The organism is Desulfofundulus sp. JL263-se (assembly GCF_056316025.1).
Map to the genome: position 1 here is coordinate 2,737,786 of NZ_CM149993.1, position 25,539 is coordinate 2,763,324.

General features: G+C 47.7%; 25 protein-coding genes and 1 tRNA gene. 4 read left to right on the forward strand and 22 right to left on the reverse strand.

The features are described 5' to 3' along the window. Positions 1-71 precede the first annotated feature (71 nt). From ACX4JR_RS14220 to dcuS, 6 genes are all read right to left on the reverse strand, one after another. Positions 72-1,469 carry a TRAP transporter large permease gene (locus tag ACX4JR_RS14220; RefSeq protein ID WP_476058671.1) on the reverse strand — a complete coding sequence of 466 codons (1,398 nt, stop codon included), beginning with the start codon at positions 1,467-1,469 and terminating at the stop codon, positions 72-74. Continuing rightward, positions 1,469-1,975 (reverse strand): TRAP transporter small permease, encoded by a 507-nt coding sequence (locus tag ACX4JR_RS14225; RefSeq protein ID WP_476058672.1) that lies wholly within the window; start codon positions 1,973-1,975, stop codon positions 1,469-1,471. Before ACX4JR_RS14225 ends, ACX4JR_RS14220 begins: the two co-directional genes overlap by 1 nt. A gap of 94 nt (positions 1,976-2,069) precedes the next feature. After that, entirely contained in the window at positions 2,070-3,107 is a 1,038-nt protein-coding gene (locus tag ACX4JR_RS14230) for a TRAP transporter substrate-binding protein (protein WP_476058673.1), read from the reverse strand. An 84-nt stretch (positions 3,108-3,191) separates the two neighbouring features. After that, positions 3,192-4,238 carry a TRAP transporter substrate-binding protein gene (locus ACX4JR_RS14235; protein ID WP_476058674.1) on the reverse strand — a complete coding sequence of 349 codons (1,047 nt, stop codon included), beginning with the start codon at positions 4,236-4,238 and terminating at the stop codon, positions 3,192-3,194. Between the two features lie 168 nt (positions 4,239-4,406). After that, the gene (locus tag ACX4JR_RS14240; RefSeq protein WP_476058675.1) at positions 4,407-5,084 is read right to left on the reverse strand and encodes a response regulator; all 678 of its coding nucleotides are present in this window, start codon (positions 5,082-5,084) and stop codon (positions 4,407-4,409) included. 24 nt (positions 5,085-5,108) lie between these two features. After that, on the reverse strand, positions 5,109-6,713 hold the full coding sequence (dcuS, locus tag ACX4JR_RS14245; RefSeq protein WP_476058676.1) for a DcuS/MalK family sensor histidine kinase: 1,605 nt from the start codon (positions 6,711-6,713) through the stop codon (positions 5,109-5,111). Positions 6,714-6,851: 138 nt separating this feature from the next. On the opposite strand from dcuS, the gene ACX4JR_RS14250 reads away from it, so the two are divergent. The 3 genes from ACX4JR_RS14250 to ACX4JR_RS14260 all read left to right on the forward strand — a co-directional run bounded on the left by ACX4JR_RS14250 (position 6,852) and on the right by ACX4JR_RS14260 (position 9,127). Then, on the forward strand, positions 6,852-7,619 hold the full coding sequence (locus ACX4JR_RS14250) for an SIMPL domain-containing protein (protein ID WP_476058677.1): 768 nt from the start codon (positions 6,852-6,854) through the stop codon (positions 7,617-7,619). A 497-nt stretch (positions 7,620-8,116) separates the two neighbouring features. Further along, positions 8,117-8,728, forward strand: a complete 612-nt coding sequence (locus ACX4JR_RS14255; protein WP_476058678.1) for an NUDIX hydrolase — start codon at positions 8,117-8,119, stop codon at positions 8,726-8,728. A 54-nt stretch (positions 8,729-8,782) separates the two neighbouring features. Next, positions 8,783-9,127 carry a hypothetical protein gene (locus tag ACX4JR_RS14260; protein WP_476058679.1) on the forward strand — a complete coding sequence of 115 codons (345 nt, stop codon included), beginning with the start codon at positions 8,783-8,785 and terminating at the stop codon, positions 9,125-9,127. Here ACX4JR_RS14260 and ACX4JR_RS14265 read toward each other — a convergent pair. The 11 genes from ACX4JR_RS14265 to ACX4JR_RS14315 all read right to left on the reverse strand — a co-directional run bounded on the left by ACX4JR_RS14265 (position 9,114) and on the right by ACX4JR_RS14315 (position 21,313). Then, positions 9,114-10,562, reverse strand: coding sequence for an NAD-dependent malic enzyme (locus ACX4JR_RS14265; protein WP_476058680.1), 1,449 nt, complete (start codon positions 10,560-10,562; stop codon positions 9,114-9,116). The genes ACX4JR_RS14260 and ACX4JR_RS14265 overlap by 14 nt on opposite strands. A 56-nt stretch (positions 10,563-10,618) precedes the next feature. Further along, on the reverse strand, positions 10,619-11,323 hold the full coding sequence (locus ACX4JR_RS14270) for an ABC transporter ATP-binding protein (RefSeq protein ID WP_476060578.1): 705 nt from the start codon (positions 11,321-11,323) through the stop codon (positions 10,619-10,621). Beyond that, positions 11,316-12,050 carry an ABC transporter ATP-binding protein gene (locus ACX4JR_RS14275; protein ID WP_476058681.1) on the reverse strand — a complete coding sequence of 245 codons (735 nt, stop codon included), beginning with the start codon at positions 12,048-12,050 and terminating at the stop codon, positions 11,316-11,318. The genes ACX4JR_RS14270 and ACX4JR_RS14275 overlap by 8 nt, the downstream gene beginning before the upstream one ends. Further along, complete coding sequence (locus tag ACX4JR_RS14280; RefSeq protein ID WP_476058682.1) at positions 12,040-12,993, reverse strand: branched-chain amino acid ABC transporter permease; 954 nt, start codon at positions 12,991-12,993, stop codon at positions 12,040-12,042. The genes ACX4JR_RS14275 and ACX4JR_RS14280 overlap by 11 nt, the downstream gene beginning before the upstream one ends. 66 nt (positions 12,994-13,059) lie before the next feature. Beyond that, positions 13,060-13,941: a branched-chain amino acid ABC transporter permease gene (locus ACX4JR_RS14285; protein ID WP_476058683.1), complete on the reverse strand. Its 882-nt coding sequence runs from the start codon at positions 13,939-13,941 to the stop codon at positions 13,060-13,062. Positions 13,942-14,002: 61 nt separating this feature from the next. Continuing rightward, the gene (locus tag ACX4JR_RS14290; RefSeq protein WP_476058684.1) at positions 14,003-15,265 is read right to left on the reverse strand and encodes an ABC transporter substrate-binding protein; all 1,263 of its coding nucleotides are present in this window, start codon (positions 15,263-15,265) and stop codon (positions 14,003-14,005) included. Positions 15,266-15,398: 133 nt separating this feature from the next. Then, on the reverse strand, positions 15,399-16,550 hold the full coding sequence (locus ACX4JR_RS14295) for an iron-containing alcohol dehydrogenase (RefSeq protein ID WP_476058685.1): 1,152 nt from the start codon (positions 16,548-16,550) through the stop codon (positions 15,399-15,401). 43 nt (positions 16,551-16,593) lie between these two features. Beyond that, positions 16,594-18,492: an aldehyde ferredoxin oxidoreductase family protein gene (locus tag ACX4JR_RS14300; RefSeq protein ID WP_476058686.1), complete on the reverse strand. Its 1,899-nt coding sequence runs from the start codon at positions 18,490-18,492 to the stop codon at positions 16,594-16,596. Between the two features lie 32 nt (positions 18,493-18,524). Beyond that, positions 18,525-18,755, reverse strand: coding sequence for a MoaD/ThiS family protein (locus ACX4JR_RS14305; protein WP_476058687.1), 231 nt, complete (start codon positions 18,753-18,755; stop codon positions 18,525-18,527). Between the two features lie 217 nt (positions 18,756-18,972). Continuing rightward, the gene (locus ACX4JR_RS14310) at positions 18,973-21,054 is read right to left on the reverse strand and encodes a sigma-54-dependent Fis family transcriptional regulator (protein WP_476058688.1); all 2,082 of its coding nucleotides are present in this window, start codon (positions 21,052-21,054) and stop codon (positions 18,973-18,975) included. Between the two features lie 31 nt (positions 21,055-21,085). Next, on the reverse strand, positions 21,086-21,313 hold the full coding sequence (locus ACX4JR_RS14315; RefSeq protein WP_476058689.1) for a hypothetical protein: 228 nt from the start codon (positions 21,311-21,313) through the stop codon (positions 21,086-21,088). Positions 21,314-21,458: 145 nt separating this feature from the next. Between ACX4JR_RS14315 and ACX4JR_RS14320 the strand changes: the two genes are divergently transcribed. Continuing rightward, complete coding sequence (locus ACX4JR_RS14320) at positions 21,459-22,340, forward strand: hypothetical protein (RefSeq protein ID WP_476058690.1); 882 nt, start codon at positions 21,459-21,461, stop codon at positions 22,338-22,340. Between the two features lie 84 nt (positions 22,341-22,424). Here the strand turns inward: ACX4JR_RS14320 and ACX4JR_RS14325 are convergent, their stop codons facing one another. The 5 genes from ACX4JR_RS14325 to ACX4JR_RS14345 all read right to left on the reverse strand — a co-directional run bounded on the left by ACX4JR_RS14325 (position 22,425) and on the right by ACX4JR_RS14345 (position 25,480). Then, entirely contained in the window at positions 22,425-22,640 is a 216-nt protein-coding gene (locus tag ACX4JR_RS14325; protein WP_476058691.1) for a sulfurtransferase TusA family protein, read from the reverse strand. Then, entirely contained in the window at positions 22,621-23,706 is a 1,086-nt protein-coding gene (yedE, locus tag ACX4JR_RS14330; protein WP_476058692.1) for a YedE family putative selenium transporter, read from the reverse strand. Before yedE ends, ACX4JR_RS14325 begins: the two co-directional genes overlap by 20 nt. Before the next feature lie 26 nt (positions 23,707-23,732). Then, a tRNA-OTHER gene (locus ACX4JR_RS14335) sits at positions 23,733-23,829 on the reverse strand. A gap of 205 nt (positions 23,830-24,034) precedes the next feature. Continuing rightward, on the reverse strand, positions 24,035-24,577 hold the full coding sequence (locus tag ACX4JR_RS14340) for an FmdE family protein (protein WP_476058693.1): 543 nt from the start codon (positions 24,575-24,577) through the stop codon (positions 24,035-24,037). Between the two features lie 54 nt (positions 24,578-24,631). Beyond that, positions 24,632-25,480 (reverse strand): nitrilase family protein, encoded by an 849-nt coding sequence (locus ACX4JR_RS14345; RefSeq protein WP_476058694.1) that lies wholly within the window; start codon positions 25,478-25,480, stop codon positions 24,632-24,634. Positions 25,481-25,539 lie beyond the last annotated feature (59 nt).

Genomic DNA, 25,539 nt, shown 5'->3' on the forward strand with positions numbered 1-25,539 from the left:
CCATATTCCCATATATAAAATAAATTATCCGGCAAAAACAGAACTTTCGCCGGATAACCACATAATTAAAACTAGAACAACAAATCCGGCAGCCACAGGCTGATAATAGGCACGTAGGTAATTAATGCCAGGCAGAGCAATACAGCCGCCAGCCAGGGCAAGGCTGACCTGGTTACATCAATCAGGGGCATACCCGTTAAGCCGCTGGCCACGTACAGGTTAAGCCCCACGGGAGGCGTAATCATACCCACTTCCATATTTACCGTCATAATAATGCCCAGGTGAATGGGGTCAATTCCCAATTTCATGGCCACGGGGAATAATATGGGAGCCAGAATGGTAATCATGGCGGTGGGCTCCATAAATTGGCCGGCGATGAATAACAGTATGTTAATAATAACCAGGAACATTACGGGCCCCACATTCCAGGCCACAATCCACTCCGCCACCTCGTGCGGGATGCGCTCCAGGGTTAAAATGTGGGCAAACAGCATGGCCATGGTGATAATGAAGAACAGCATGGCGGTAGTTTTGCTGGAATCGATTAAAATTCTGGGGAAATCTTTTAACTTTAAATCCCTGTGGATAAATAAACCGACTATTATACCAACTATACAAGCAACTGCCGCCGATTCTGTAGGCGTGAACACGCCCGTATAGATACCGCCGATAACAACAACCGGCAGGGTCAGGCTCCACAGGGCCTCCTTTGTTGCCTTAAAACGTTCGGCCCAGGTTTTCTTTTCCGCCAGCTGGAATTTCTTTCTTTTCGCGATAATGAAACTGACGAAAGCCAGGGATGTGGCCAGTAAAATACCGGGCATAATGCCGGCTATGAACAGCCTTCCCACGGACTGGTTAACCGTAACGGCATAAACAATCATGGGAATGCTGGGCGGGATCAGGATTCCCAGTGACCCTGCCGTGGTAACGGATCCAACGGCGTAATTTCTGCCATAACCGTAGGCAATCATGGCCGGGATCATAATTCCCCCAATAGCCACAACCGTCGCCGGGGAAGAACCTGAAATGGCGGCAAAAAGGGCGCAGGCATAAATACTTGCAATGGACAGGCCGCCGGGAATGTGGCCCACCCAGGCGTTAGTAAAATTAATGAGGCGCCGGGCCACACCGCCGGAGGTAAAGATATTACCGGCAAGCACAAAAAATGGAATGGCCATCAGCGGGAATTTATCCAGCCCAGCAAATATTTTTCCCGCTAAATCCGGCAGGGGGTCGGTGGTAAAGAAATAGATGGAAACCAGTGAGGCTACGCCCAGGGAAACGGCAATGGGCAAGCCCAGCAAAAGACAGGTAAAGAGCAGGGAAAAGACAGCCAGAGCCATATCGCCGGTTTGGAAAGAAGTTATTACACCGGCAATACACAAAAGAATTAAAACCACCGATATAATTCTGCTTTTCGGTGAGCCCGGCTGCTGCACTATTTTTTCATCCACTGCTATTTCCATTAATGCTCACCTTCTTTCTGGCTGAAAACCTCTTCCGGCGGCAGTTTTATTACTTTTACCGCCTCCTGAAAAAAGCGCAGTGTCATTAAACCGAAGGCAACGGGCACAATGGATTTGGGAATGAATAAGGGTATTTCCATCTCCGGAGTAACCTGGCCGAATCGAAGTAATATTTGAGTGTGCTGGATGCCAAGGAAGGTAAAAATAGCACAAAATGCAACACATATAAGCAGGCCGCCCACACTGAGAACCTTTTGCATCTTATATGGAAAATTTTTTATAATAATATCCACCCCGATGTGGGTTTTCTCCCTGACCCCGATGGATGCACCGATAAGCCCGGTAAGGATTAGTAAATATATCACCAGTTCCTGGGTAAAGCCCAGGCTGGAGCCAAACCCGTAGCGCAGAACCACTTCCACAAAGGTTAATATGGTGGCAATACTCAAAGCAACGGCCACCAGCACTTCTTCCAGCCGGCTCAGTAAAATGTTAAGAATCTTCATGATGCCACTCCTTAATAGATTGTTTATCCGGCTAAAACGACATTAAAAAAATTTTTTAAATAAGGGGGCTGTAAAAGCCCCCCTTATATAATTTTTACTTCTCGCGCAGCGCAAGAACCGCATTAATAAGGTCTTCTCCCACTTCATCCTTAAACTGCTCGTAAACAACCCGGGTGGCGTCCATCCATGCTTTCTTTTCTTCCGGGGTTAAAACGTGGATTTCTTGCAGCGTGCCGTCTGCCTTAATCTTTTCCAGGCAGTCATTGTTTATCTTTTGCGCGTTTTCACGAACCCACCGGGTTGTTTCGTCCAGGGCCTTTTCCAGTGCCTCGCGGATATCCGCGGGGAGTCCTTCCCAGAACTTGGCATTCGTAATAACCGCATATCCCAGGTACCCGTGGTCACTAATGGTCATATACTTTTGCACTTCATGGAACTTCTGAGAGTAAATATTGGAAAGGGTATTTTCCTGGCCGTCAATGACGCCTTGCTCCAGGGCGCTGTAAACCTCGCTGAAGGGCATGGGAACCGGGTTGGCCCCTAAGGCTTCAAACTGGGCTTCCAACACCTTGCTGGACATAACGCGGAATTTCATTCCTTTAAAGTCTTCAGGCTTAATGAGCGGGTGATCGTCCAGAGTCATTTGTTTAAACCCGTTGTCCCACATGGCCAGGCCCAGCAGGTCCTGTTCTTTCAGCATGTTGAAAAGTTTTCGGCCGATTTCTTCACTTTCCATTGCCTTTTGTACTGCTCCTACATCGAGGAAGGCAAAGGGAAAGTCAAAGATTTGCCACGCCGGGAACAGTTTTGAAACCTTGGAAGTAGCGGGAGCTGCCAGCTGTACGTTATTTTGCTGCAGGGCAGCCAACACTTCATTGTCGTTATAAAGCTGGGAATTGGGGAATACCTGAACGTCTACCTTACCGTCGGTATACTTCTCCGCCAGTTCTTCGAACATTTTAGCGGCTTGGCCCTTGGGAGTATCTTCGGCAACAACGTGGGAGAATTTAATTACTATTTTTTCCTCCCCGCCCCCGGCTCCTTCTTTTTCGGAACCCCCGCGGGCACCGCAGCCGGCCACCAGCGCCAGAACCATCAACAAGGCTAGTGCCAAAGCAAATAACTTTTTCATAACTAAAAACCTCCCTTCAAAATTTTTAAAAATATGCCGGTAGCATAAAACGGTTTACTGCCATCACCCCCTTGCGGCGTAATTTTATAAAACAGGCCGGTTGTTACTATCCTGCAAGTTTATCACCGCCCGCATAAGGTCTGTTCCTATTACACGCTCGTACTTTGAATAAATGGGCCTAAGTTTTTCTATCCATTCTTTTTTTTCCTTGGCTGTTTGCACATGAATTTTAATATCCTTTTGAGCAATCAACTGTTCAAAATTCTCCATATTTAATTCTGCTGCCTTTTGGCGCTCCCAGGCCGTAACTTCGGCCATGGTATCTTCCAGAACTTTGCGAATATTCGGGGGCAAGCTGTCCCAGAACTGGGAATTGGTCAGTACCACGTACCCCATATAGCCGTGATTGGACACCGTCAGGTACGGCTGCACCCGGTAAAATTTTTTGGCATAAATATTTGAAATTGTGTTTTCCTGCCCGTCGACGTAATCTTTTTCCAGGCCGCGGTATACCTCGCTGAAGGGCATGGGCACCGGGACGGCTCCCAGGGTACGGAATTGATCCTCCAATACCTGGCTGTTAATCATCACCCGAAAGGATAACCCTCTACAGTCCTCAGGATAAATTAGCTCCCTTTCATTGTTAGTTAACTGCTTGAAACCATTATCCCAAAAGGCCAGGGCTTTTATATTTTTGCGTTCTAAATCCTCACATAATTTACGCCAAACATCTCCCTCTACCACCCTGTATACCTCTTCCCGGGTCTTGAAGGCATAGGGGAGGTCAAATAATTGCCAGCGGGGAAACATTTTGCCCAGCTTGGAAGTAACGGGAGCAATTAACTGGACATTGTTGGACAAAAGGGCCTCGAATTCTTCACCATCCTTGTAGAGGGTGGAATTGGGAAATACCTGAACCTCCACCTTTCCCCCGGTTCTCTCATTCACCAACCGGGCAAACCGCTTGGCCGCCAGCCCTTTAGGAGTATTCTGAGGTACTACGTGAGAAAAGCGAATAACTATTTTTTCCTCGGGACGGACCTGTTCGTTGTCCGTGAACCTTTTTTCACAGCCTGCAATTAAAAAAGTTAATAACACTGTCATGAAAACTGCGGCGGCCCGCAGTACCATAATTAAAAGCTCCCTGATACCTTTTATGGCAAAAATTAAGAAAATTCTTCTTATTAAATAAATTTTAATTGTTCTTTAATATTTCAACAATAATTTGTTCTTAAAGGATATATTGGTCTTATTTTTGGTCTTTTTGATCATAAAAAATTGGGCAAACTCGCCCAATTTTTATATAGCGCGGTACCTGTTAACCGGCCTTCCCACTCCACCGTACTGTACTTCCAGTAATACTTTCCCTGTCTTCTCCAGGTACTCCAGATAACGCCGGGCAGTAACCCGGGCTATGCCCAGGCCCTCACTTACGTCGTATGCAGACAAAGCCCGGCCGGATTTCAGTAAAAAAAGCAGAACTTGCTTCAGGGTAACTTCACTTAATCCCTTGGGAATATCCGCCCTGTCTTCAACGGGGAACCGGGAAAAAGCCAGTTCGTCCAGTTCTTGCTGGCTTACGTTATCTTGTTCTTTCAGCCGGGAGTGCATGGCGGCATAAAACTGCAGGGCGCTTTTCAATCGCTCGAACTTAAAGGGCTTAATAATATAGTCCACTGCGCCGTAGCGAAAAACATTGCGAACGGTTTCCGTATCCCTGGCGGCAGTTACCATTATTACATCAGTAGGAAATTGCCTCCGGCGAATTTCCTCCAGGACTACCACTCCGTCCATATCAGGAAGATATATGTCCAAAAGAACCAGCTGGGGCCCTTGCTTTTCTATAATTTTTAGCGCTTCCCTTCCCGTTCCCGCAGCCCCGGTAACCTTAAAACCGGGAACGGCATTGACAAAGCCGGTATTTACTTCTACCACCATGGGATCGTCTTCCACTATGAATACTTGAACCAAGGCCATCCCTCCTGGAGTTTTCCCTAACCTTTATTGGCTAACTGCCTTTTTATAACCGGCAGGAATGGAAACGGTAAATATGGTCCCGCCACCGGGAGGACAATCCACTTCCAGCCTCCCTGCCATATTTTCAACATTCCTTTTGACCAGGAAAAGACCCAGCCCCCGGTAGCGGCTTCCTTTGGTGGTAAAACCTTCATCAAAAATCTTTTCCCTTATTTCCGGGGGAATGCCCGGCCCTGTATCACGAACTTCCAGGAAAACACCACTCCTATCGCCCTGGATAAAGAAAAACACCTGCCTCTTTTCATTTTCCACCTGGCATACCGCGTCAAGGGCATTTTCTAAGAGATTACCTATTATAACCACCAGAGAATTAACTTCCAGGCCGGAAGGTAATTCCTTTAAATTAGATTTACGGTCGATAACCAGTTCAACCCGGAGCTCCTTTGCCCTGCCGTATTTGCCTAAAAGCAGCCCAGCCAGGCTGTAATCGCATATATTGCGGGTGAGAAAGCGGGTAAGTTCCTCCTGCTCTTCGGTAATTTTAAAAATATAATCCAGGGCGTCTTGATAGCGCTCCAACTGGATAAGCCCGGCTATAGTATGTAATTTATTCATATTTTCGTGATTTTGCACCCTCAGGGCTTCCACAAAAGCCTTTACACCAGTAAGTTCTTCTGCCAGGCGCTTAACTTCGGTTTTATCCCTGAAAGTAGCCACTGCCCCGATAATTTTATCGTCCATGCGAATGGGAACGCGATTAGTTAGAATGGTAATTCCGTTAATGACTCTTTCCCTGTTCATTTCGGGTTCTCCTGTTTGCAACACGCGGAGAAGCCTGCCACCAATCACTTCGTTGACCGGCTGCCCTATAACTGATTCGTCAACACCGAAAATGCGCCTTGCCTCGTCGTTCATTACCGTTATCCTGGCCGAGGTATCAATAGCAATTATCCCTTCACTCATAGCTTCAAAAATGGCTACCCTTTCCTTCAAAAGGCGGGCTATCTCCTCCGGCTCCAGGCTAAACATTGCCTGCTTGACCTTTCGCGCCAGAAAAAGGGAACCTAAAAGTCCCACCATAATCCCCAGCCCCAGGGTCAGGTAAATTTCCATGCGCATGGAATGCAACAGGGCGGAAAAGGTAGGGGTAAGCACACCTACTACCACCACCCCCACCTGGCGGGTACCCTCATCCACTTTAATAGGAGTAAAAGCTCTTATTGAAGGCCCCAGAACCCCCTCGGCCCGGCTCATATACTCGTTATTGGCCAGGGCCGGGGCCAGGTCCTCCCCGGAAAATTTTTCACCTATGCGGTCTTCAACCGGGTGAGAATAACGAATTCCTTCCATGTCCAGAACTACGATGTATTCCACGCCCGTGCTTAGACGGGTCTTTTCCGCAATGGGCTGAATTATCTTTTCGCCGCCGGGCCGGCCTACGTTTTCCTGGATGGTTTCCATTTGGGCCAGCGTGCGGGCAATGGCCATGGTACGCATACCCATCTCTTTTTCCATCATCGTGGAAAACCTCTGTACCGCAACAACTCCCCCGATAACTACGGCTAAAAATATTGAAGCAAAGGATAAAAGGGCCATTTTGGTAGCCAGTGTAAACCTCGGCAGGGCCAAGCCTTTCAGCCCCCTTTTTATAATATTAAAAAATTTTCGACAGGAACAGGTGATTCCCTTTCATTTGAAAAATAAGGAACATTTATAAAAACCTTCTTGTCTAAATAAATAAATTTTGTTAAAGGAGGTCGGCTGATAATGAAAGCAGGTAAGCTGGTTGCGGTCCTTTCTTGTCTGGTACTACTGCTCACCGGAGCCGCAGCGGCCCGGGCCGAGGAAGACCGGCAAAACGTAATTCAGGTTAGTGGTGAAGGAATAGTGGAAGCAGCACCCGACCAGGCGGACTTATTGCTGGTCGTTATTACCGAAGCCACGGACGCCCGGGAGGCGCAGGCCGAAAACGCAAGAAAAACCGCCCGGGTAATCAAGGCCTTAAAAGAGAGGGGCATACCGGAAGAGAATATCCAAACCCGGGGCTATCACCTTTCACCCAAGTACTCCCTGCCCTGGAAACCGGAAGTGGGACCGGTAGCTAAAGAAACAATAAGTCCCGGAATTGGAAAAAATGTAAAACAAATAGTGGGCTACACCGTACACCACCAGATTAAGGTAAGGGTTAAAAACCTGGATGAAGTGGGAGAGCTGATGGATCTGGCCGTTAAAAACGGCGCCAACCAGATAGCCAGTGTTACATTCTCGGTTTTCAATTCTCTGGAATTTAAGAAAAAAGCACTGCTGGAGGCAGTTGCAGAGGCGCGAGCCAAGGCGGAAGTTCTTGCCGCGGCCCTGGGTAAAACTTTGGCAGGTATCAAATCGGCAAGCGGCTCGTGGTACGAAAACAACCCGGGTCCGGTATATTATAAAGAAATGAGCCCCCCAGCGGGCGGCGCGCCCGCGGCCACCCCCATTGTTCCAGGCATGGTGGAAATAAGGGCTCACGTAAATATTGTTTATACAATTGAATAATAAGCCAAAATTAACGGGGTGGCCTAAAGCCACCCCTAATTTTGCACCTTTTAGGAAGACCAATTAAGGATTTTTATTAAAGCCAATGGGCCTGCAGGTGCTCTTTTCCTCCTTCAACCTGCCAAGGACATATTCCTCTCGTGATAGAGTCTGGTTATAATAAACGGCTAAAAAACATGTTCTTCCTTCAGCAGCCTGTTAGCCTCCTCAATGGAGTCCACTTTTACCAATTCCGCAATGTCCCGGGCCCCTTCATTTGCGGGAACCATTAATGTTTTTTCCTAACCGGAAGAATAGTTCATTGCGCACCCCCCCTTTTTTATTTTTTATTTTACTTAAAAAAATTTCCTTTCCAAATACCGGAAAGGAAATTCCCCAAATATTACTAACCCGTAACTTTTTTGACCTTATATTTAACCTGGGGAAGGAAAGAAGATATAAATTAACGAAATTGTTATAACATACACGGCCCACACAGGAGGCTGATTTTACATACAATGGAAAACATTTGGAGACGAATAGCCGGCAGGCAGCCTGAACTGATGGATGCTCAGGATTATTTTATTTCCGCTGTGCTTCTTCCTGTCGTTGAAGTGGAAGAAAAAAAACATATTCTTTTTGAAGTACGGTCCCAACACCTGAACCGCCAGCCGGGGGAAATATGTTTTCCCGGCGGCAAGATAGAGGAAGGAGAAACACCTGAGGAAACGGCACTGCGGGAAGCCTCGGAAGAATTGGGGATTGACGCGGACAGCATAAAATTAATAGGCCCCCTCGACCTCCTGGTTGCCCCCATGGGAACCGTCATCCACCCCTTTGTGGGAAAAATTTTGAAACCCCAAGACATTACCCCTGACCCAGAAGAAGTGGCCGAGGTATTCACGGTTCCCCTGGATTTCTTTTTACAAAATCCCCCTTCACGTACCGAAGGTGAGGTAGCTATCCGCTACGGGCCCGGTTTCCCCCTGGAAAAGGTCCCGCTGGGCTACGGCCCGGGGTGGAAAAAACGCTGGACCTTTTCCATGTACTATTACGAATATGAAAAATACTTTATCTGGGGAATGACGTGCAAAATACTGGTGAACTTTTTAAAACTGATCACTTCCTGAAGTCCGGTACTTTGCTATAAATACCGGCACCTCCGGGCATTCTAAGTCCCGGAGGTGATTTTTTTGCGACTAACTGCCATAATGCCAAACAAGGAACAGGTCGGCTTTCTGGTGGATAGCCTGCGCAACGCGGGATTTAACCGGAAAGACATGATTATCACCGACCTTGCCGACGTGGGTAATCGCAGGGACGACTTCCCTAATGAGCTGGCCGATGAAGTTGCCTTTATAAAAACGGAAAATGACGGGCTGTGGGAGGCCAGGGCATTTGCCAAAGGTTTGGGAAAAAGCATTCCTAACAGCGGCATCGCCGTGGTGGTAGAACTGCCCAAGAAGGAATCGGACCGGGTGCGGGCAATAATGGAACAATCCGGGGCAACCAGAATTATTCAGGATTAATAGTTGTATACAGTAAACCGCCCCGGTCCCTTTCTTCATAGGAGTACTTGCGGGCTACCCCCGTGCGCCTGGCGGCCTCTGCCACGGCTCGGGCCACCGCAGGGGTCACATCCTTGTTAAAAATGGAGGGAATAATGTTTTCTGCCGACAATTGCTCTTCAGTAACAATTTCTCCCAGGGCCCGGGCCGCCGCCAGGCACATCTCATCATTTATCATGCGGGCGTGACAATCCAGTGCGCCCCGGAAAACCCCGGGAAAGGCCAGGGCATTATTAATCTGATTGGGGTAATCGGAACGCCCGGTGGCGATAACACCTGCAATACCGTATATCTCCTCGGGATCCACTTCCGGTTCCGGATTGGCCAAGGCAAATACTACGGGTTTATCAGCCATCCGTAAAATATCCTCTCGTCCTAAAAGGCCCGGCCCGGACACCCCGATAAAGACGTCGGCCCCGGCAATAACCTCTTTTAAACTGCCGTGCAGGCACCGCTGGTTAGTATTTTCTGCCAGCCATTTTTTATAGGATGTGCCGGGCGGGTTATCCCGGGCAATGGCCCCTTTTCTGTCACAAACCACAATATCCCGCGCCCCAGCGCCCAACAAGATTTTAACTATGGCCACCCCCGCAGCGCCAGCGCCACTTATCACTATTTTCACCTTATCTAAACTCTTATTTACCACCCGCAGGGCATTTAGCAACCCGGCCAGAGTTACAATAGCAGTACCATGCTGGTCATCGTGAAAAACCGGGATATCCAGTAATTTACTTAATCGCTCCTCAATTTCAAAACATTTTGGGGCCGCAATGTCCTCCAGGTTGATGCCCCCAAAGGCCGGGGCGCAGGCAATAACGGCATTTATAATCTCTTCCGTCCCCTGTACGCCCAGACAAAGGGGAACGGCATCTATGCCGGCGAACTTTTTAAATAATACCGCTTTCCCTTCCATCACCGGCAAAGCGGCCTCCGGGCCGATATTACCCAGGCCCAATACGGCAGAACCGTCGGTTACTATGGCCACGGAATTACCCTTCATGGTCAACCTGTAAGCTATTTCGGGCTCCCGGGCAATGGCCTCGGACACCCGGGCTACCCCTGGAGTATAAACGAGGGATAAGTCCTCCCGGTTCTGAATCTCCCTTTTGGGCTTAATTTCAATTTTCCCTTCCAAGTGTTTGAGAAATACGCGATCTACAACCCGGACAACCTGCACCCCGGGAAGTTTCTCCAGGGCTTGAACCAGGGTTTCTATATGATCCCGGTTATGCATGCGGACCATCAACTCTCTCACCATATATGACGACGATGCCGATACCAGGTCTATGGCACCCAGGTTGCCCCCTTCTTCAGCAATAACGCTCAACACCCTGGCCAGCGTCCCGGGCCGGTTGGCCAATTTAAGGCAGATGATTACATTTAAAGACATAACCATGGAAAACCCTCCGGTATTATTTCCCTTTGCCCGATACTCATTCCTACTTTAAAAATCTATAATCCCAAGTATGCTCGTTTAACATGAGGATTATTTAACAGTTCTTCAGCGGTACCGGACAACCCAATGGTACCGTTCTCCAATACATAGCCTCTATTGCTTAGTTCCAGGGCATGGTGCACATTTTGTTCCACTAAAAGAACGGTAACCCCCTGGGCGGCTATATTTTTAATAAGCTCCAGCATCTGGCTTACCACTTTCGGGGCCAGTCCCAGCGAGGGCTCGTCAAACATCAGGAGCTTGGGCTCCGCCATCAAGGCCCTTCCTATGGCGAGCATCTGTTGTTCACCGCCACTCATGGTCCTGGCGATTTGTTTTTTCCGCTCGGCCAAGCGGGGCAGCAGTTCAAACACTCTCTCCATGTTTTTCTTACGGTTTTTACGGCTACCGGGAATATATGACCCGAGAAGAAGGTTCTCTTCCACAGTCATGTTGGGAAACAACCTCCGGCCCTCCGGTACCTGAACCACGCCCCTCTCCACCACTTCATGGGCTTCCAGCCGGCTGATTTCTTCCCCGTTGAATATAATTTTGCCGGTTCTGGGCTTTAAAACTCCTGATATGGTATTAATTAAAGTACTTTTACCCGCCCCGTTAGCACCTACAATGCATATAATCTCCCCGGCCTCAACTTGGGCCGAGACATTCCTTAACGCACACATCTCACCATAATATACGCTAATATTTTCTATCTCAAGCAGTACCATATTTATCACCCAGATATGCTTTAATTACCTCAGGATTACTGGTAACTTCCTCCGGAGTTCCCTCGGCAATTTTTTTACCGTAATCCAAAACAATAATGCGCTGCGAAAGGGCCATTGCCGCTTTAAGCACGTGTTCTATAAGTACTATAGAAATCCCGGTTCTATGAATTTGCTTAACCAGCTCTACCGCTTCATCCACTTCACTGGGGTTAAGGCCGGCAAGCACTTCGTCCAATAAAAGCAATTTCGGCTCCGTGGCTAAAGCTTTGGCTACTTCGAGCCTCTTGCGGTCAACAATGGTCAAATTTTTGGCCAGGACATCCCTCTTATCGTACAGGCCTACCATTTTAAGCACCTCGAGGGCCTTTTCCCTGGCTTTACGGATATCGCCGGTTCTCAAAAAAGAACCCACCATTGTATTATATAAAACATTCTTGTTACCAAAGGGTTTTACCACCTGAAAAGTCCTACCTATACCCTTTTTACAAACCTGGAACGGCTTAAGCCCGGTAATATTCTCGCCCAAAAGGTAAATCTCTCCCTCGGTGGGCTTGTAAACACCACTGATCAGGTTGAAAACCGTTGTTTTACCGGCCCCGTTCGGCCCGATAATACCAACAATTTCACCTTCATAAAGAGTAAAGTTAAGGCCGCTCACAGCTGTCAGCCCGCCAAATTTAATCGTCAAGTTTTTTAATTCCAGTAACACCTTACCGGCCATTCCTTTCCCCCCTTCGATCCAATAAATTAATTAATTTTTCATAAAAGTTTTCTGCAAATTCGATCATTCCCCTGGGTTTAAAAATAACAAAAAGTACTACGATAACGCCATAAAGAAAGAGATGCAGGCCCATAACCTGGTCAAAGAAAATACGAGTTACTTCACCGATAATTGTAAGGATAATACCGCCGAGGGCCGGCCCTAATATAGTGCCCCTACCACCTACAATGGCCAGGAAAACTATCTGGTTGGACATCATGGGCCCGGCCACTGCATTAGGCTCGAGATAGCGAATCAACTGGGCGTAATACACACCGCCGACCCCTGCAAAAAAGGCACTCAGTGCCGCTGCAATTAATTTAATCCTGCTGGTATTGATACCAAGGGCAAGGGCAGCATCCTCATCTTCCCTTAGGGCAGCCAAGTAATATCCCAACTTTGACCTGTCAATCCAGAAGCAAACTCCTATAAGAATCAGCAACAAAGCCAAAGCAATATAGTAATACGGCACTTTAGACATAAATTGCATGTGCTGTGGCGCATTACCCAAGAGGGGCACCAAAAAGCCCTCGGCTCCACCGGTATGCCAGGGACCAATATCCGTAGTATTAATTAAAATAACCCTGAAACCCTCTGCAAAACCAACTGTGGCCAAAGCGTAATAAGCTCCTTTTAAGCGCAACGTTGGATAACCCACGATAACACCCATCAAAGCAGCAGCCATGCCGCCGATAAGCATACCGAACCACGGTGAGATACCTAAATTGGCAAAAAGCAACGAAGAGACATACGCGCCGGTGGCCACATAAGCCCCGTGTCCCAAGGATAACTGACCGGCAAAGCCACCTACAATATTCCAGGCAGTGGCCAGGTAAGCCCAAAAAAGAACCATGGCCATTATGTGCAGGTAATAGGGATTGGTTACAAACCAGGGTAATAACACAGAAACTAAAAGCAACAAAGCCGGTAAATAGTATCGCGGTAAACTTAAATTTCTCAACTTAATCACCTACCATTCATACCTGGATCCAAATAAGCCGGACGGCTTAACTAAAAGCACAAACAAGAAAGCAAAATAAACTAATATTGCCGTCCACGTCGCCGTCATATATTGTGCCGCCACTGATTCAATCAATCCGATAATTAAGCCGCCCGCCAGCGCTCCGGGAACACTGCCCAGTCCCCCCAGCACAACAATAATAAAGGCTTTAGTTATGAAAACCTGTCCCACTGAAGGGTGAGCGTAGTAGAAGGGTATCAAAACCAAACCTGCCAGCCCAGCAAGGGCGGTACCAATACCGAAAGCTATGCTGTACACTTTAGTAATATTTATACCCATCAACAGGGCGGCACCACGATCCTGGCCGGTCGCCCGCATAGCCCGGCCCAGCTCGGTATTATTTAGGAACTGGTAAAATAAAACTGTAACTATTAAGGTAGTAATAAAAGCATACAGGCGCGGAAGGCTGATTAAAAGGCCGGATACATCCAGCATCGCTCCTGAATAGGAAGTCTCTGCCATTAAATAATTTGCACCAAATACCATCAACATAAAATTTTCAATGGCTACCGAAAGTCCCGCTGTCAGTAACAGCGCACCCACTGGCTCTCTAACGTCTTTTTCAATATCAAGAACAGGCTTGATGGTATAACGCTGAATAAAATAACCAAATAAGAACATCAAAGGGAAAATAACGAATACTGATAGATAAGGATCTAAACCTATTAACTTCCATAGCCAATAGGACAATATCATGGCAACCATCAAGAAGGCACCGTGGGCAAAATTAATAATCTTCATAATACCGAAAATCAAAGTCAGCCCCAGGGCAAGTAAGCCGTATACCCCTCCCATTAAAATCCCGTTAACAACTGATGAAAGTACGCCCATTTTCCAACCTCCAGACTTCTTTAAAGGGGGTAGCCAGCCGACTACCCCCTGTTACTTTTGCCTATTTATCCCAACCGGGGAACGGCCAAACAGGTTCCCAGCCAGGACGGGCATCTTCTTTCGGCCATACCGTTACCCGCTCCATTTTGCCGTCAACTTTTCGGAATTGGGATATGATGAGCGGCGCATTAACCATTTGCCCGCTTTCATCAAAGGTAATTTCCGAAGCGTACATTTGAGTTTTTCCGTCGGTCAATTTCGTCTCGGCAAGGGCTTTCCGAATGGCTTCGGGTTCAAGGGACCCCGCCCGCTCCAAAGCATCCTTTATAACATACATGGCGACATATGCCTTAACGGCCTCGGCATTCATCCCGTAACCGTATTTTTTCTTGAACTTCTCATTCACTTCTTTCGAGAACGGGCGATTTACATCAGGCTCCCAGGTGGAAATGTCGAAGAAGTATTCACAGTTATCCCCAGTGGTTTCAAAGTAAACCGGGTCAGCAAAACCGCCGCTGGTGCCGATAAAGGCCAAAGGTTTGACATTGTGCTCGGCAAAACCATTGGTAAGTAAGGCCGCGTCAGATACGTAAGAAACCATCATAACTATATCAGGCTTAATACTTTTAACTTTAAGCACCACCGGTGTCAAATCAGAAGAGTTGGCAGGGTAGGGCTCCTTGAGAACTATATCCAGCCCGGCCTCGCCAAGGTATTTTTCCCATCCTCTCACTGCTCCCTGGCCCCAGGCAGTATTCTCATAAATTAGGGCCACGGTTTTAACCGGTGTACCGAATTTTTTGGCCATATCCTGTATGAATTCCACCTGGGCCCTGTTACGCCAAGTGGTTTTTTCTGCCAGCCTGAAAACATACTTAAAACCGCGCTCAGTGATAACATCTTCCGAAGGAACCGGGCAAACATAAGGTACCTTGTAGCGCTCCGCAACTTCGGTAGACGGCAGGGCCACACCACTTTGGTAAGCCCCAGTGATAAGGGCAACCTTCTCCTGGGTGATCAGGCGCTCCGCCTCTGCCACTCCGGTGGCCGGGTCACCTTTACTATCCGCATAAATCATTTTTATTTTAGCCCCGCCAAGGGATTTAATCCCGCCAGCCGCGTTGATTTCTTCCACGGCCATTTCTCTGGCTTGCTTACCGATCTTACCCACCGGGGCAGCGGACCCCGACAGCGGCAGTATATTACCAATCTTAACCTCTTTTACCTGACCCGCATTTTCATCTCCCCCGCCACAACCTGCAACTATTCCTGCTACCAGCAAAATAGCAACCAATAAGTAAAGTTTAGAATATTTTCGAAACATTAAGAAACCTCCCTCCATTCTTTCATTTTTAAGTAGCGGCCTAAAAAGGCCGCCGGCTTGGCCACGGTGCTCCCTCCAGAGCACCGGCCTTGGTCCGGAAATACGTATAGTGGGACCGGTGGTACCCTTAAAATTACAAAGCCATGCGGTATATTTTTTCTATATCCTTCCTGGTTAGAGCCCGCGGGTTATTGGTTAACAGGCGGGTTTGTTTTTCAGCACTCAGCGTCAAAAACTTTATGTCTTCTGCGGTAACACCCACATCTCGCAGAGACCGGGGAATGCCCACGTCCGCAACCAACTCTTTGACTGCTTTTACAGCCAGCATAGCAGCTTCCCGGCAGGATTTTCCTTCCACGGGCTCTCCCATGGCCTCGGCCACTTGTGCAAATTTGGACAGGTTACTTACACAATTAAACTCCATCACCGGGGCCAAAAGCAGTGCATTGGCTGCACCATGGCTAACATGGAATTTACCCCCCAGCGGGTAAGCCAGAGCGTGCACCGCCCCCACCCCGGCGTTGGCCAGGGATACTCCCGCAAAGAAAGAGCCCATAGCCATTTTCTCCCTTGCTTCCAAATCACTGCCATTAAAGACAGCTGTTCTCAAATTGCCGGATATCAACCGGATAGCTTCCAGGGCATAAATATCGGTATGTGGCGTAGCCTTAAGGGCAGTGAAAGATTCAATAGCATGGACCAGGGCATCAACCCCGGTGGCAGCCGTTATGTGGGCCGGGCAGGTAAGGGTAAGTGCCGGGTCTACTATGGCCACTCTGGGTAACAAATACTGGCTTACTATACCTTTTTTTACCTGCTCTTCCTTAAAAGCAAAAATGGCATTTTGGGTAACCTCCGACCCGGTACCGGACGTGGTAGGAATCAAAATTGTAGGTATACCCTTTTGCGAAATTAATTCAATACCTACATAGTCCTTTATGCTGCCACTATTCGTAGCCAGTACAGAGGCCCCCTTGGCCACATCCATCGGACTGCCTCCACCCAATCCTACCAGCAACTGGTACCCCTTTTCCCGGACCAATTGGCCCACTCTGTCAACTGTATCTGTGCTGGGCTCGGCCTCTACCTCCGCAAAAATATCTACTTCCCCACCTCCCTCCTCAATAAATTTAATAACCTGCCTGTCCATGTTGGTAGCTTTAACCCCGGCATCGGTTATTAATAAAACCTTGCCGGCGCCAAATTTTTGTACTTCTTTACTTAAATTTTCCAAAGCGCCTTTACCAACATAAACAACTTCCGGTAATCTGAATGGAAAAACCATTTAACTTCCCTCCTTGAAATTTCATGCGGTCCCCAATTCCGGACTATTTCTTTTTAACTAACCAGTCAAGACCCAGTTCATATAGCTTAGCCATCGACGGCATACCCGTGCTGGTATCCCAGCCGGCCATTTCGTAAAACAACTTGACAGCCTCGTCAAACTTTTCACGGTCCAGTCCGGGCTGACCATCTCGCGGCCCGCCACTTATGGGTTTAAAGAATATTTCCGGCAACCTGTCGTCGTGGATGGTCAGTTCCTGGCGGGCATTGTACTCTTTAGCCATGGCCAGAAACCTTTCACCGGCTTTTAACAGTTCCCACCAGCTGGTTTCCCATCCAGTTACGGCCTGTATAACTGCCAGGAGTTTGTTTAAAGGTGTTACACTCCGGGCAACATAGCCGAAAACACAGGCCCCCAACATGTCGTATACACCGTTCAAGTAGCTTGTGTACAGGACTTGTCTTACCTTTTGATAGCTGAGGTCCACCGCCTCCACAGGTTCGTAGAGGCCAATGGGAGAAGCAGCCTGTACACCCAGTGACTCTTTGTCGGCAAAGAAAGGATCGTGCTGGGCAAACCAGTGATCGGCCCCGTTAACAGCCAATGCATACTGGAGACCAATACCGCTCTTAACTCTCGGGTCATGCATGGGAACTTCCTGTCCCTTAACTTCAATAAGAAATTGTTCACTCTTCTTACCGAACTTGGCTGCCGCAACCTTACTTCCATCCGCCAAAACGTTTCCGAACCCGTCCCTTTTAGCTACCTTTTCAATTAACGGTAGTAAAACTTCTTCGTTACCGAAGTTCAGTTCAAGACCCTCGGTAACGGCCTTGTCAATGATCCCCTCCTCATAACATTTCATGGCAAAAGATACTGTCATCCCAAAGGAAATAATGTCTAAACCGTAGCGGTTACACAGCTCATTGGCCTTGATCACCAGTCTCAAGTTACCGATGCCGCAGTTGGAGCCCAGTGCTGCCAGGGCTTCGTATTCAGGTCCGCCGTATTTCCTGTCTACAACCAAATCATCGTCCTTGACTTCCACCACTCTCTTGCACCTTATGGGGCAGGCAAAGCAACCACCGCGCTTAACCAGGTATTTTTCAATAAGCTTTTCTGAACCTATTTCCTCCGCCTGCTCAAAAAAACTGGTATCCCAGTTATTGGTGGGCAAACAGCCCCCAGCATTATTGGTTGTAATGCCAACAGGAGTTCCGTGCTCGTGCAAGGCGGAACTCAAGGGGTGAATATTAACCTGCTCAGTCACCCAGCGCAATACATCTGCCACCGCAGCCCGGTCCTTAACCTCCACCGCCTTACTACCCCTGACGGCAATGGCTTTGAGGTTTTTAGAGCCCATTACCGCGCCCAGCCCGTTACGGCCGTTAAAATGAGCAAGGTTATTGCATATATTGGCAAACCGCACCAGGTTTTCCCCGGCGGGCCCAATTTGAACAATTTGCACTTTATCATCGCCCAACTCCCGGCGAATCCCTTCCTGTACCTCCCCCGTTTGCAGGCCCCAAAGGTGAGAGGCATCCTTAATCTCAGCCTCGCCATCTTTTATCCACAGGTACACGGGCTTGGGGGCACGACCTCTTATCACCACAGCGTCAAACCCGGCCCTTTTAAGTTCCGGACCCCACCAGCCGCCTGCTTCTGATTTACCCAGTGCCCCCGTAAGGGGCGACTTGGCCACCACTGTATAGCGCGGCACACAAGGAGCATTGGTTCCGGTCAGTAAACCGGGAGCAAATACCAGGTTATTATCGGGCCCCAGCGGGTTAATGTTGCGCTTATTATTTTTTAATAGGTAATATAAACCGATGCCGGGACCGCCCAGGTATTTACGATAGAATTCCTCCGCCGGTTCTTCAACCAAAATTTCCGATTTGGTTAAATTAACTAGCAAAATTTTTCCTGTAAAACCGTAGCCCATATATGTACCTCCTTGAGGAACAACTGAAGAGACTATCCCCCGCCAAAGATGGGGTATAATTCTACCTCATCCCCATCGGTTAACTGGTAGTGCCTCTTGGCAAATTTACCGTTCACAAGAACTAGCCCTACCGTCCCGTTGTTAAGATTAAGGTATTCCAATATTTTTTCTACAGTTAGGCCTCTCTCGTATTGGATTTCCAACTTTCCGTCATTGTTGGAACAATATTTTTTTAAAGCAGTTTTAAACTTAACGGTTATCAACGGGCTGGTCCACCCCCGTGATTTATTTAGTAACCCGTTGACTATTGTTAATTGCAAGTATTGTTCCAACTCATCGATTTTTCTAAAAGATCCCGAGAACCCGTATAAAAACAGGCACCGGAAGGCATTTGTAGATTTTGGCGGAGTCAAAGCTTTGTATAAAAATGACCCACTCCCCATAAAGGAGTGGGTCATTTTTATACAGCATTCCGAAAAGTTAGTTTTTTGACGGCAAGGAAATATTATGCTTTTTTATTTTTCGGTATAATGTTTTCCTGGTTATACCCAGTATACTTGCCGCTCTGGAAATATTACCTTGTGTGTATTGCAAAACTTGCTCAATGGCTCGCCTCTCTAATGTATCTAAATTACCCACTAACCCGGGAATTAAATGCTTATCCGAACTTTCTCCACTGGCACCCAACGCCTTTTTAATACCCGGGTAACTCAACAGATCCTGCTCCTCGATATAGCGACTAGAACGGCTGTAAGCCAGTACAGCACAGCGCTCAATAACATTTTCCAATTCCCGCACGTTTCCCGGCCAGTGGTAGGCCTGCATTAACTCCAACGCTCGAGGGGTAACCGTAAAACTAAAGTTCAACCTTTCAGAATGTTTTTGGCAAAAATGGTTAATTAATTGAAGAAGGTCTTCGTTTCGTTCCCGCAAAGGCGGAATTTCTATGGTAATAACATTCAGCCGGTAAAACAAGTCTTCCCTGAAATTACCCTGTCGTACTTCTTCCCACAGGTCACTGTTGGAAGCAGCTATAATCCTTGCCTTAAGGGGAATTTCATTCATCCCGCCGATCCTCGTAAAACTGCGATTTTGCAATACCCGCAGCAACTTAACTTGCATGGTCATGGACATGGCGTTAACCTCATCCAGAAACAGGGTTCCACCCGCGGCCAGCTGAAACTTACCCGGCTGCCCCTCGCGCTTGGCACCGGTAAAGGCGCCTCCCTCGTAACCAAACAGCTCACTTTCAATTAATTCCGCAGGAATAGCGGCGCAATTTATACCGACAAAAGGACCGTTACTTACACTGCTGGCATTATGAATGGCCTGGGCAAACATTTCTTTCCCGGTGCCGCTTTCTCCCAGGATTAAAATATTAGAGGGTAAAGCAGCCGCCTGCCGGGCCAGGTTAACCACTTGACTGAAACGAGGGCTGCTGCCCTTTAAATCCTCAAAATTAAAATAAGCTTTATAGCCGGCTAGGTTTTTAATAAATCCCCGGGCATGGTTCAACCCTTTAAATACGGCTAGGACACCGTTAATTTTATTACGATTGGTAATGGGTATAACATTACCAATAACTATTTTTCGCCTATTTTTAGTATTAAAAACCAGTTCCTTGTTTAAAAAAGACTCCCCTTTATTTAAAGCTTCGAGGATTGTTGCCTGGTGACCAAATACCGTATCTGCAGGCTGGTTTAAAACTTCATGCGGGTTTACGTCTAAAAGTTCCCCCGCGGTACGGTTCAAAACGGTAATATACCCTTTTCCGTCAAGTGCTATCAAGCCGTCAAAAATGGAATCAACAATGCTTTCAATATATTTGCCGGCTAGCTCTTTCTCTTTTCGCAGGCGGTTTTGGCGCCAACTGAATTCAATTGCCTTGCCCAAGGCAATGGTCATCCCCAGGGTATGCTGGTGAACCTTGAGGTAGTGTCCGGCCACGTTTATAACTCCGAGCAACTCCCCATCCTGGTCAAAAAGCGGGGTAGCGGAACAAGTCCAATAATGAAGCTGGACATTATAATGTTCGGGCCCCACCAGTTGCACGGGGCGCCCCAAGATGGCAGCCAGATTGATGGCGTTGGTCCCTGTAGCCTGTTCACTCCTGCTCACCCCGGGATATGACCCCTGTTTCAGTGCCTCTTCCAGCACCTCCGGCTCGCCAAACTGTTTAAGAATGTATAGCTCTTTATCCAGCAGGTCTACGCGAAAACCGGAACCTTTAAGGTTGGAAACAAACGCTTCTAGAAATGGCGAAGCTATTTCAATGAGTTCTTGGTTTTTTGTCAGTCTAAGTTTCAAATTCTTCAATGTAACTGAAATAGGATATAATTTATACGGATCGACACCTCGTTCCCTGGAACGCTTCCAAGAACTTAGCACCTCAGGCCGAATGAACCCATCCTCATCTATTTTCCCTTTAGTAACAAATGATTCCCAATTCTTTTTTAAGCGGGCCAGATAATTCAAAAAACTTTTATATTCCCCCAAGGTTTTTTCAATGGAACTTTCATATTCTCTGAACCAGTAACAAACCGGATCATTTTGGGTAATCATTTTGGGCTATGTCCCCTCCGCATATATTTAACTATTCCCCTTTCATTTTTTCTTTCATCTGCCTGACAGCGTCTATATGCCGGCAGATGAAACCAGGGCTAACACGCGATCTGAACCTAAAAGTGCAGCAATCGCAGGTACTATCCGTGGCCCGTAACTCATAACGGCAATCGTAGTCTATAACAAGGGCCTCATTTTCATTAATGAAATAAACTACTAAGTCGCCAACATAATACGGCTCACCAATCTTTACTGTCACTGGTAATCATCCTTTGCTTTGCTAAATGTGTTCCTATACCTTACAATATTCTTCAGAAACATTCTACATCCTTTTTAACATTTTACTTGGAAATATAATCACTGCCATAACGACGCCTAACACGGTGTTAGAAGGGAGAGATTGCATGTCGGAATCACCTGAGCTGTTAAATCCGGCCCAGGTTTGCAAAACCCTGGGTCTAACACCAGCCGGCGTCAAGCGGTTAACCAGGGAAGGTTACCTGGAAATTAAAGGTAAGGTGCATTTCAAAAACGGAGACATGGAGTTGTTTTATAATAAACAGGTTCAGGCGCTGGCCCCGGAAATACCGAGGATCAAGCAAACCTGGAAAAGCCGCGACAATAATCTTTACGGGGCCTGTCGGCTGACCCGGGCCAGAATTTTTCGGCACAGAGCCTACTGGAATAAAATTTATCACAAGCAAAAATTTTTCGAGACCCTAGATTCACTTCCAGAAGACACGGCGAAAATAATCCGGGCCTGTTATTACCTTTTTCACCTGAATCACTACGCCAAGGCAGGAAACCGGTACCTTTACGACCTGAAAGAAACAGTACTACATACCTTTGCCCAAAATTATTACGGTAAAAGCGATCTGCTGCAAATTAGCTTCATTGAAGGAGAAAATAAGGTAAACCTGTGCCCCAACTGTAGAGCCAGGGCCAAAAACCGACGCATGAGTTATTTGGATTATTTGGATAAAACAGGTGGGTGCCTGAGATGCACCAGAGAGTATAAGTATTACAGCCTTTACGAGTTCCTTATAAGCCAGGACGAGTATCGTTTTTGCTTCCATACCCCGTACGCCACGGCCAAAAAATGGCTTAAGAATATTAAACTTAAACCTCCCCAAAAACAAAGGCCCCGGCGGGAGGGAGCTTATGCCTTCGGCAGGGCCATATATGAGTTCGAGGCCCGGGCAGTGGAGTTAATAGAAGTAATTGAGGAACTGCAGTCTTTCCTTGCGGAATTTGGCATCGAGCCGCTAATTGAAACAAAAATCTAAACCCAAAGGCCTTGTTACAAACGCAGGCCCCCCGGACTTTATTCCGGGGGGCCTATAACTTCATTCAGCCCTATTTATCTTCTTTCACTTGGTTATTTTAAGTATATAATCCAACCCCTGCTTTGCAACCACCACTTTCCACCCCTTATTCTCACATAACCTGGTCACATTTTCTTTGGCAGCCGGGTTATCAACCAGAACCTCCAGGGAACCCCCGGACATTTTATCAATTACTTTCTTGGTGCGCAGTACCGGCTCGGGACAGAGTAAACCCCTGGCGTCAACTACTTTGCTCAACACTTACACCTCCAGTTTCCACAACTTGTCTGGCACCGAAAAATCCAATCCCTAAAACAAAAATTAATCCTATTACGGTGGCCCACTGCCCGGCCACGGGAACCCCTTTAGGACTGGCAGCCAAACCAAAGTTGTGGGCAAAAGCTGCCCCGGCGATAAAGCCCAGAATGGTGATAACGCAGTCGGTATTACCCTCTCCAGCGGCAATCAACTGCCTGAGAGGACATCCACCCAACAGCGTAACAGCGGTGCCGGCCAGGGTCATGCCCAGGAAGTTCCACAACCCGTCAGCATGGGCCACCGGCTGGTCCGCAAAGCCCGGGTTAAATGAACCAACGGTTAAATTTCCAATTAAGGCAACTACGAATAATGCCAAGAAGCCAATTAACAGGTGAATATCCTTAAACAGAATAAAATCCCTGATTCCTCCAATCATGCAGAAGCGCGACCGCTGGGCCAAAATTCCTACAATAATGCCTGCTGCCAGTGACAGGATTCCCGGAGCGTGCATGGCGCCGGGACCTTTCTGGCTGGCGTAAAATACGGGAACGCCCAATAATACCAGTATTGTTATTAGCAAGGTTACCGCAGGAAATATGTAACCGTTGATGCTATGTTGTACCGTTGCCCTGCCCAGGGAAAACCCCCTGTTTAAAAAATAAATCCCCATTCCCACACCGGTAATTAAACCTAAAATTCCGACAATTGCATTTAAATCACCGCCTGACAATCTTAGCACCGCCCGTACGGGACACCCCAGAAAAACAAGCATGCCCACCATACCTGCAAAAGCCAGAAAAAACCTGGTTAAAGGACTGGAACCGCCCACTGATTTATACTCCCTCGAAAACAGCGCCGCTCCGAAGGCACCTGTAATCATGCCTAAAATCTCCGGCCGCACATATTGCACCGGCGCTGCTTTATGAAATCCCAGTCCACCGCTGATATCCCGCAAAAAGCAGGCAATACAGTAACCCATATTGGGCGGGTTTCCATATTTAACAAGTAAAACTGCCAAAAATCCGATCACTCCGCCCGTAACACCCACCAGTAACTTTTTGTTTTGCATAAAACAACCTCCCAACACAATACGTATGGAGGGGAGAAGTCGGAATCGAACCGGACCCCGGCCCGGGTTGCGGGCCGGCCAGCGGGTTTGCAGCCCGTGGGAGGCACCAGCCCCGTTCTCCCCGGCTTTATTATTCTGAATACCTTAATTTAATTCCTTTATTTTTATTATTTAATTTCTTTATTAAAGTCCATAGATTGCTAACAATTTTTTATAACCATATACAAAGAGCCCCTTCCTCCAAATAAAAAAGTATGCCTGATTTACAGGCATACTTTATCTCTAAACCCTTATAAAATATTTATCTCCAACTTCTAACCTCTACTTTTCACCAGCCGCGGGTATACTCGCCGGCGCAGGGGATGCAGACAATTTTACCGTTTTTAACCCTGGCCCTGGCCTCCATAACATTCTCGCCGCATTCCGCGCACCTTATCGATTTAAATATGCGGGCCCTGGAGGGTAGTTCAATATCAATGGTTTCAATTTTTAAAAGCTCTTCCACAGGCATTTCCAAGATATTTTTCATGCGCTGTTCGCGATCCATATTTTCCTGTCCCCTCCAGGCTTGGTCCTTCACCGCCAGGCGCAGAGCTTTTTTGCTCTTCCGGCTGGCGAAAGTATAAACCTGCTTGCCGTAGTCCCGATAAATAAGGTTTCCCTTGCCCAGGGTACAGCCGGTAAGGAACATAATGGCATCCACGCCGCAGGCATCATTTTCCACTATGGCCACCAGCTCCTCGTCCTCCGAGCGGATTTCACCCAACCTTTCCAGGGCGGCCTTGGCCACGCGGTAACCTATGGCCAGGCCGGGACAAGAGTGCCCGTGAAAGTCTATGCACTTTTCCCAGTCGCTCTTTTCCATGTACATATCATTAATCACTCCCGTTCAAACTAAAATTTGGCATGTGTGATTCCCTGCTTCTTATAACTTTTCCTTTGGGGATATGCTTAACAGCTCTTTGTAAAGTTCGGGCCGGCGAGAGTCTAAAAAGAAACTGTTTCGCATGGACCCCGACTCCCGGCGGCGTATGGTATTAATTAAAGTTGAATCCAGGCGGGCAACCAATAGTTCCTCCCGGTCGTTAAACGCCTCCGCCACCACGTTCCCTTTGGGATCAAGAATCAGGGCCCCGCCGCAAAAACTTTGATTTTCCCCGCCCTTTCCCACCAGGTTACAGGCCGCTACAAATACCGAGTTATCATAAGCTCGGGCCGCCAGGTACTTTAGCCAGATGTTTCTGCGGTCCCCCACTATGGTAGGCGAAGCATGGGGAGCAAAAATTATTTCCGCCCCTTTAAGGGACAATATCGTACTTATTTCGGGAAAATGCAACTCCCAGCAGATTTCAATGCCAAAACCGGCCTTGGAAGTAAAGTAAACAGGAAAACAATCATCCGGGGTAAAATAGGGCATCTCACTTTTACCCAGGTGGGTTTTCCGGTATTTCTGTACCTTTCCACCGGGCCCGGCCACTATGTGGGTGTTATACGGTTTTTCACCGGCGGACTTTTCGGCCAGGCCGGCCAGAACGGTCACTCCCGCTTCCTTGGCCATTTCGCTGACCGCCCGGGAACTGTCGCCCGGTACAGGCTCGGCCACCCGGTGAACATTTTCCCGCTGATAACCATGAATACAAAGTTCCGGAAAACAGATTATTTCCGCACCCTGTTTGGCAGCCTCCCGCACAAATTCCCGCATTTTCTCCAGGTTTTCTTTTACGCGGCCAAAGCGGGATTCCATTTGCACCAGCGCTATAGTTATATCCTTCATTGCCTTACTCCCCGTTGATGTCATTACCACACCAAAATAATACGCCCGGTATAAATTTC

Excerpts from the sequence above, each read along its gene's own strand:
- ACX4JR_RS14220 (WP_476058671.1), bottom strand. The coding sequence starts at position 1,469 with ATGGAAATAGCAGTGGATGAAAAAATAGTGCAGCAGCCGGGCTCACCG.
- ACX4JR_RS14225 (WP_476058672.1), bottom strand. The coding sequence starts at position 1,975 with ATGAAGATTCTTAACATTTTACTGAGCCGGCTGGAAGAAGTGCTGGTG.
- ACX4JR_RS14230 (WP_476058673.1), bottom strand. The coding sequence starts at position 3,107 with ATGAAAAAGTTATTTGCTTTGGCACTAGCCTTGTTGATGGTTCTGGCG.
- ACX4JR_RS14235 (WP_476058674.1), bottom strand. The coding sequence starts at position 4,238 with ATGGTACTGCGGGCCGCCGCAGTTTTCATGACAGTGTTATTAACTTTT.
- ACX4JR_RS14240 (WP_476058675.1), bottom strand. The coding sequence starts at position 5,084 with ATGGCCTTGGTTCAAGTATTCATAGTGGAAGACGATCCCATGGTGGTA.
- ACX4JR_RS14250 (WP_476058677.1), top strand. The coding sequence starts at position 6,852 with ATGAAAGCAGGTAAGCTGGTTGCGGTCCTTTCTTGTCTGGTACTACTG.
- ACX4JR_RS14255 (WP_476058678.1), top strand. The coding sequence starts at position 8,117 with ATGGAAAACATTTGGAGACGAATAGCCGGCAGGCAGCCTGAACTGATG.
- ACX4JR_RS14265 (WP_476058680.1), bottom strand. The coding sequence starts at position 10,562 with ATGGTTATGTCTTTAAATGTAATCATCTGCCTTAAATTGGCCAACCGG.
- ACX4JR_RS14275 (WP_476058681.1), bottom strand. The coding sequence starts at position 12,050 with ATGGCCGGTAAGGTGTTACTGGAATTAAAAAACTTGACGATTAAATTT.
- ACX4JR_RS14285 (WP_476058683.1), bottom strand. The coding sequence starts at position 13,941 with ATGGGCGTACTTTCATCAGTTGTTAACGGGATTTTAATGGGAGGGGTA.
- ACX4JR_RS14290 (WP_476058684.1), bottom strand. The coding sequence starts at position 15,265 with ATGTTTCGAAAATATTCTAAACTTTACTTATTGGTTGCTATTTTGCTG.
- ACX4JR_RS14295 (WP_476058685.1), bottom strand. The coding sequence starts at position 16,550 with ATGGTTTTTCCATTCAGATTACCGGAAGTTGTTTATGTTGGTAAAGGC.
- ACX4JR_RS14300 (WP_476058686.1), bottom strand. The coding sequence starts at position 18,492 with ATGGGCTACGGTTTTACAGGAAAAATTTTGCTAGTTAATTTAACCAAA.
- ACX4JR_RS14310 (WP_476058688.1), bottom strand. The coding sequence starts at position 21,054 with ATGATTACCCAAAATGATCCGGTTTGTTACTGGTTCAGAGAATATGAA.
- ACX4JR_RS14320 (WP_476058690.1), top strand. The coding sequence starts at position 21,459 with ATGTCGGAATCACCTGAGCTGTTAAATCCGGCCCAGGTTTGCAAAACC.
- yedE (WP_476058692.1), bottom strand. The coding sequence starts at position 23,706 with ATGCAAAACAAAAAGTTACTGGTGGGTGTTACGGGCGGAGTGATCGGA.
- ACX4JR_RS14340 (WP_476058693.1), bottom strand. The coding sequence starts at position 24,577 with ATGTACATGGAAAAGAGCGACTGGGAAAAGTGCATAGACTTTCACGGG.
- ACX4JR_RS14345 (WP_476058694.1), bottom strand. The coding sequence starts at position 25,480 with ATGAAGGATATAACTATAGCGCTGGTGCAAATGGAATCCCGCTTTGGC.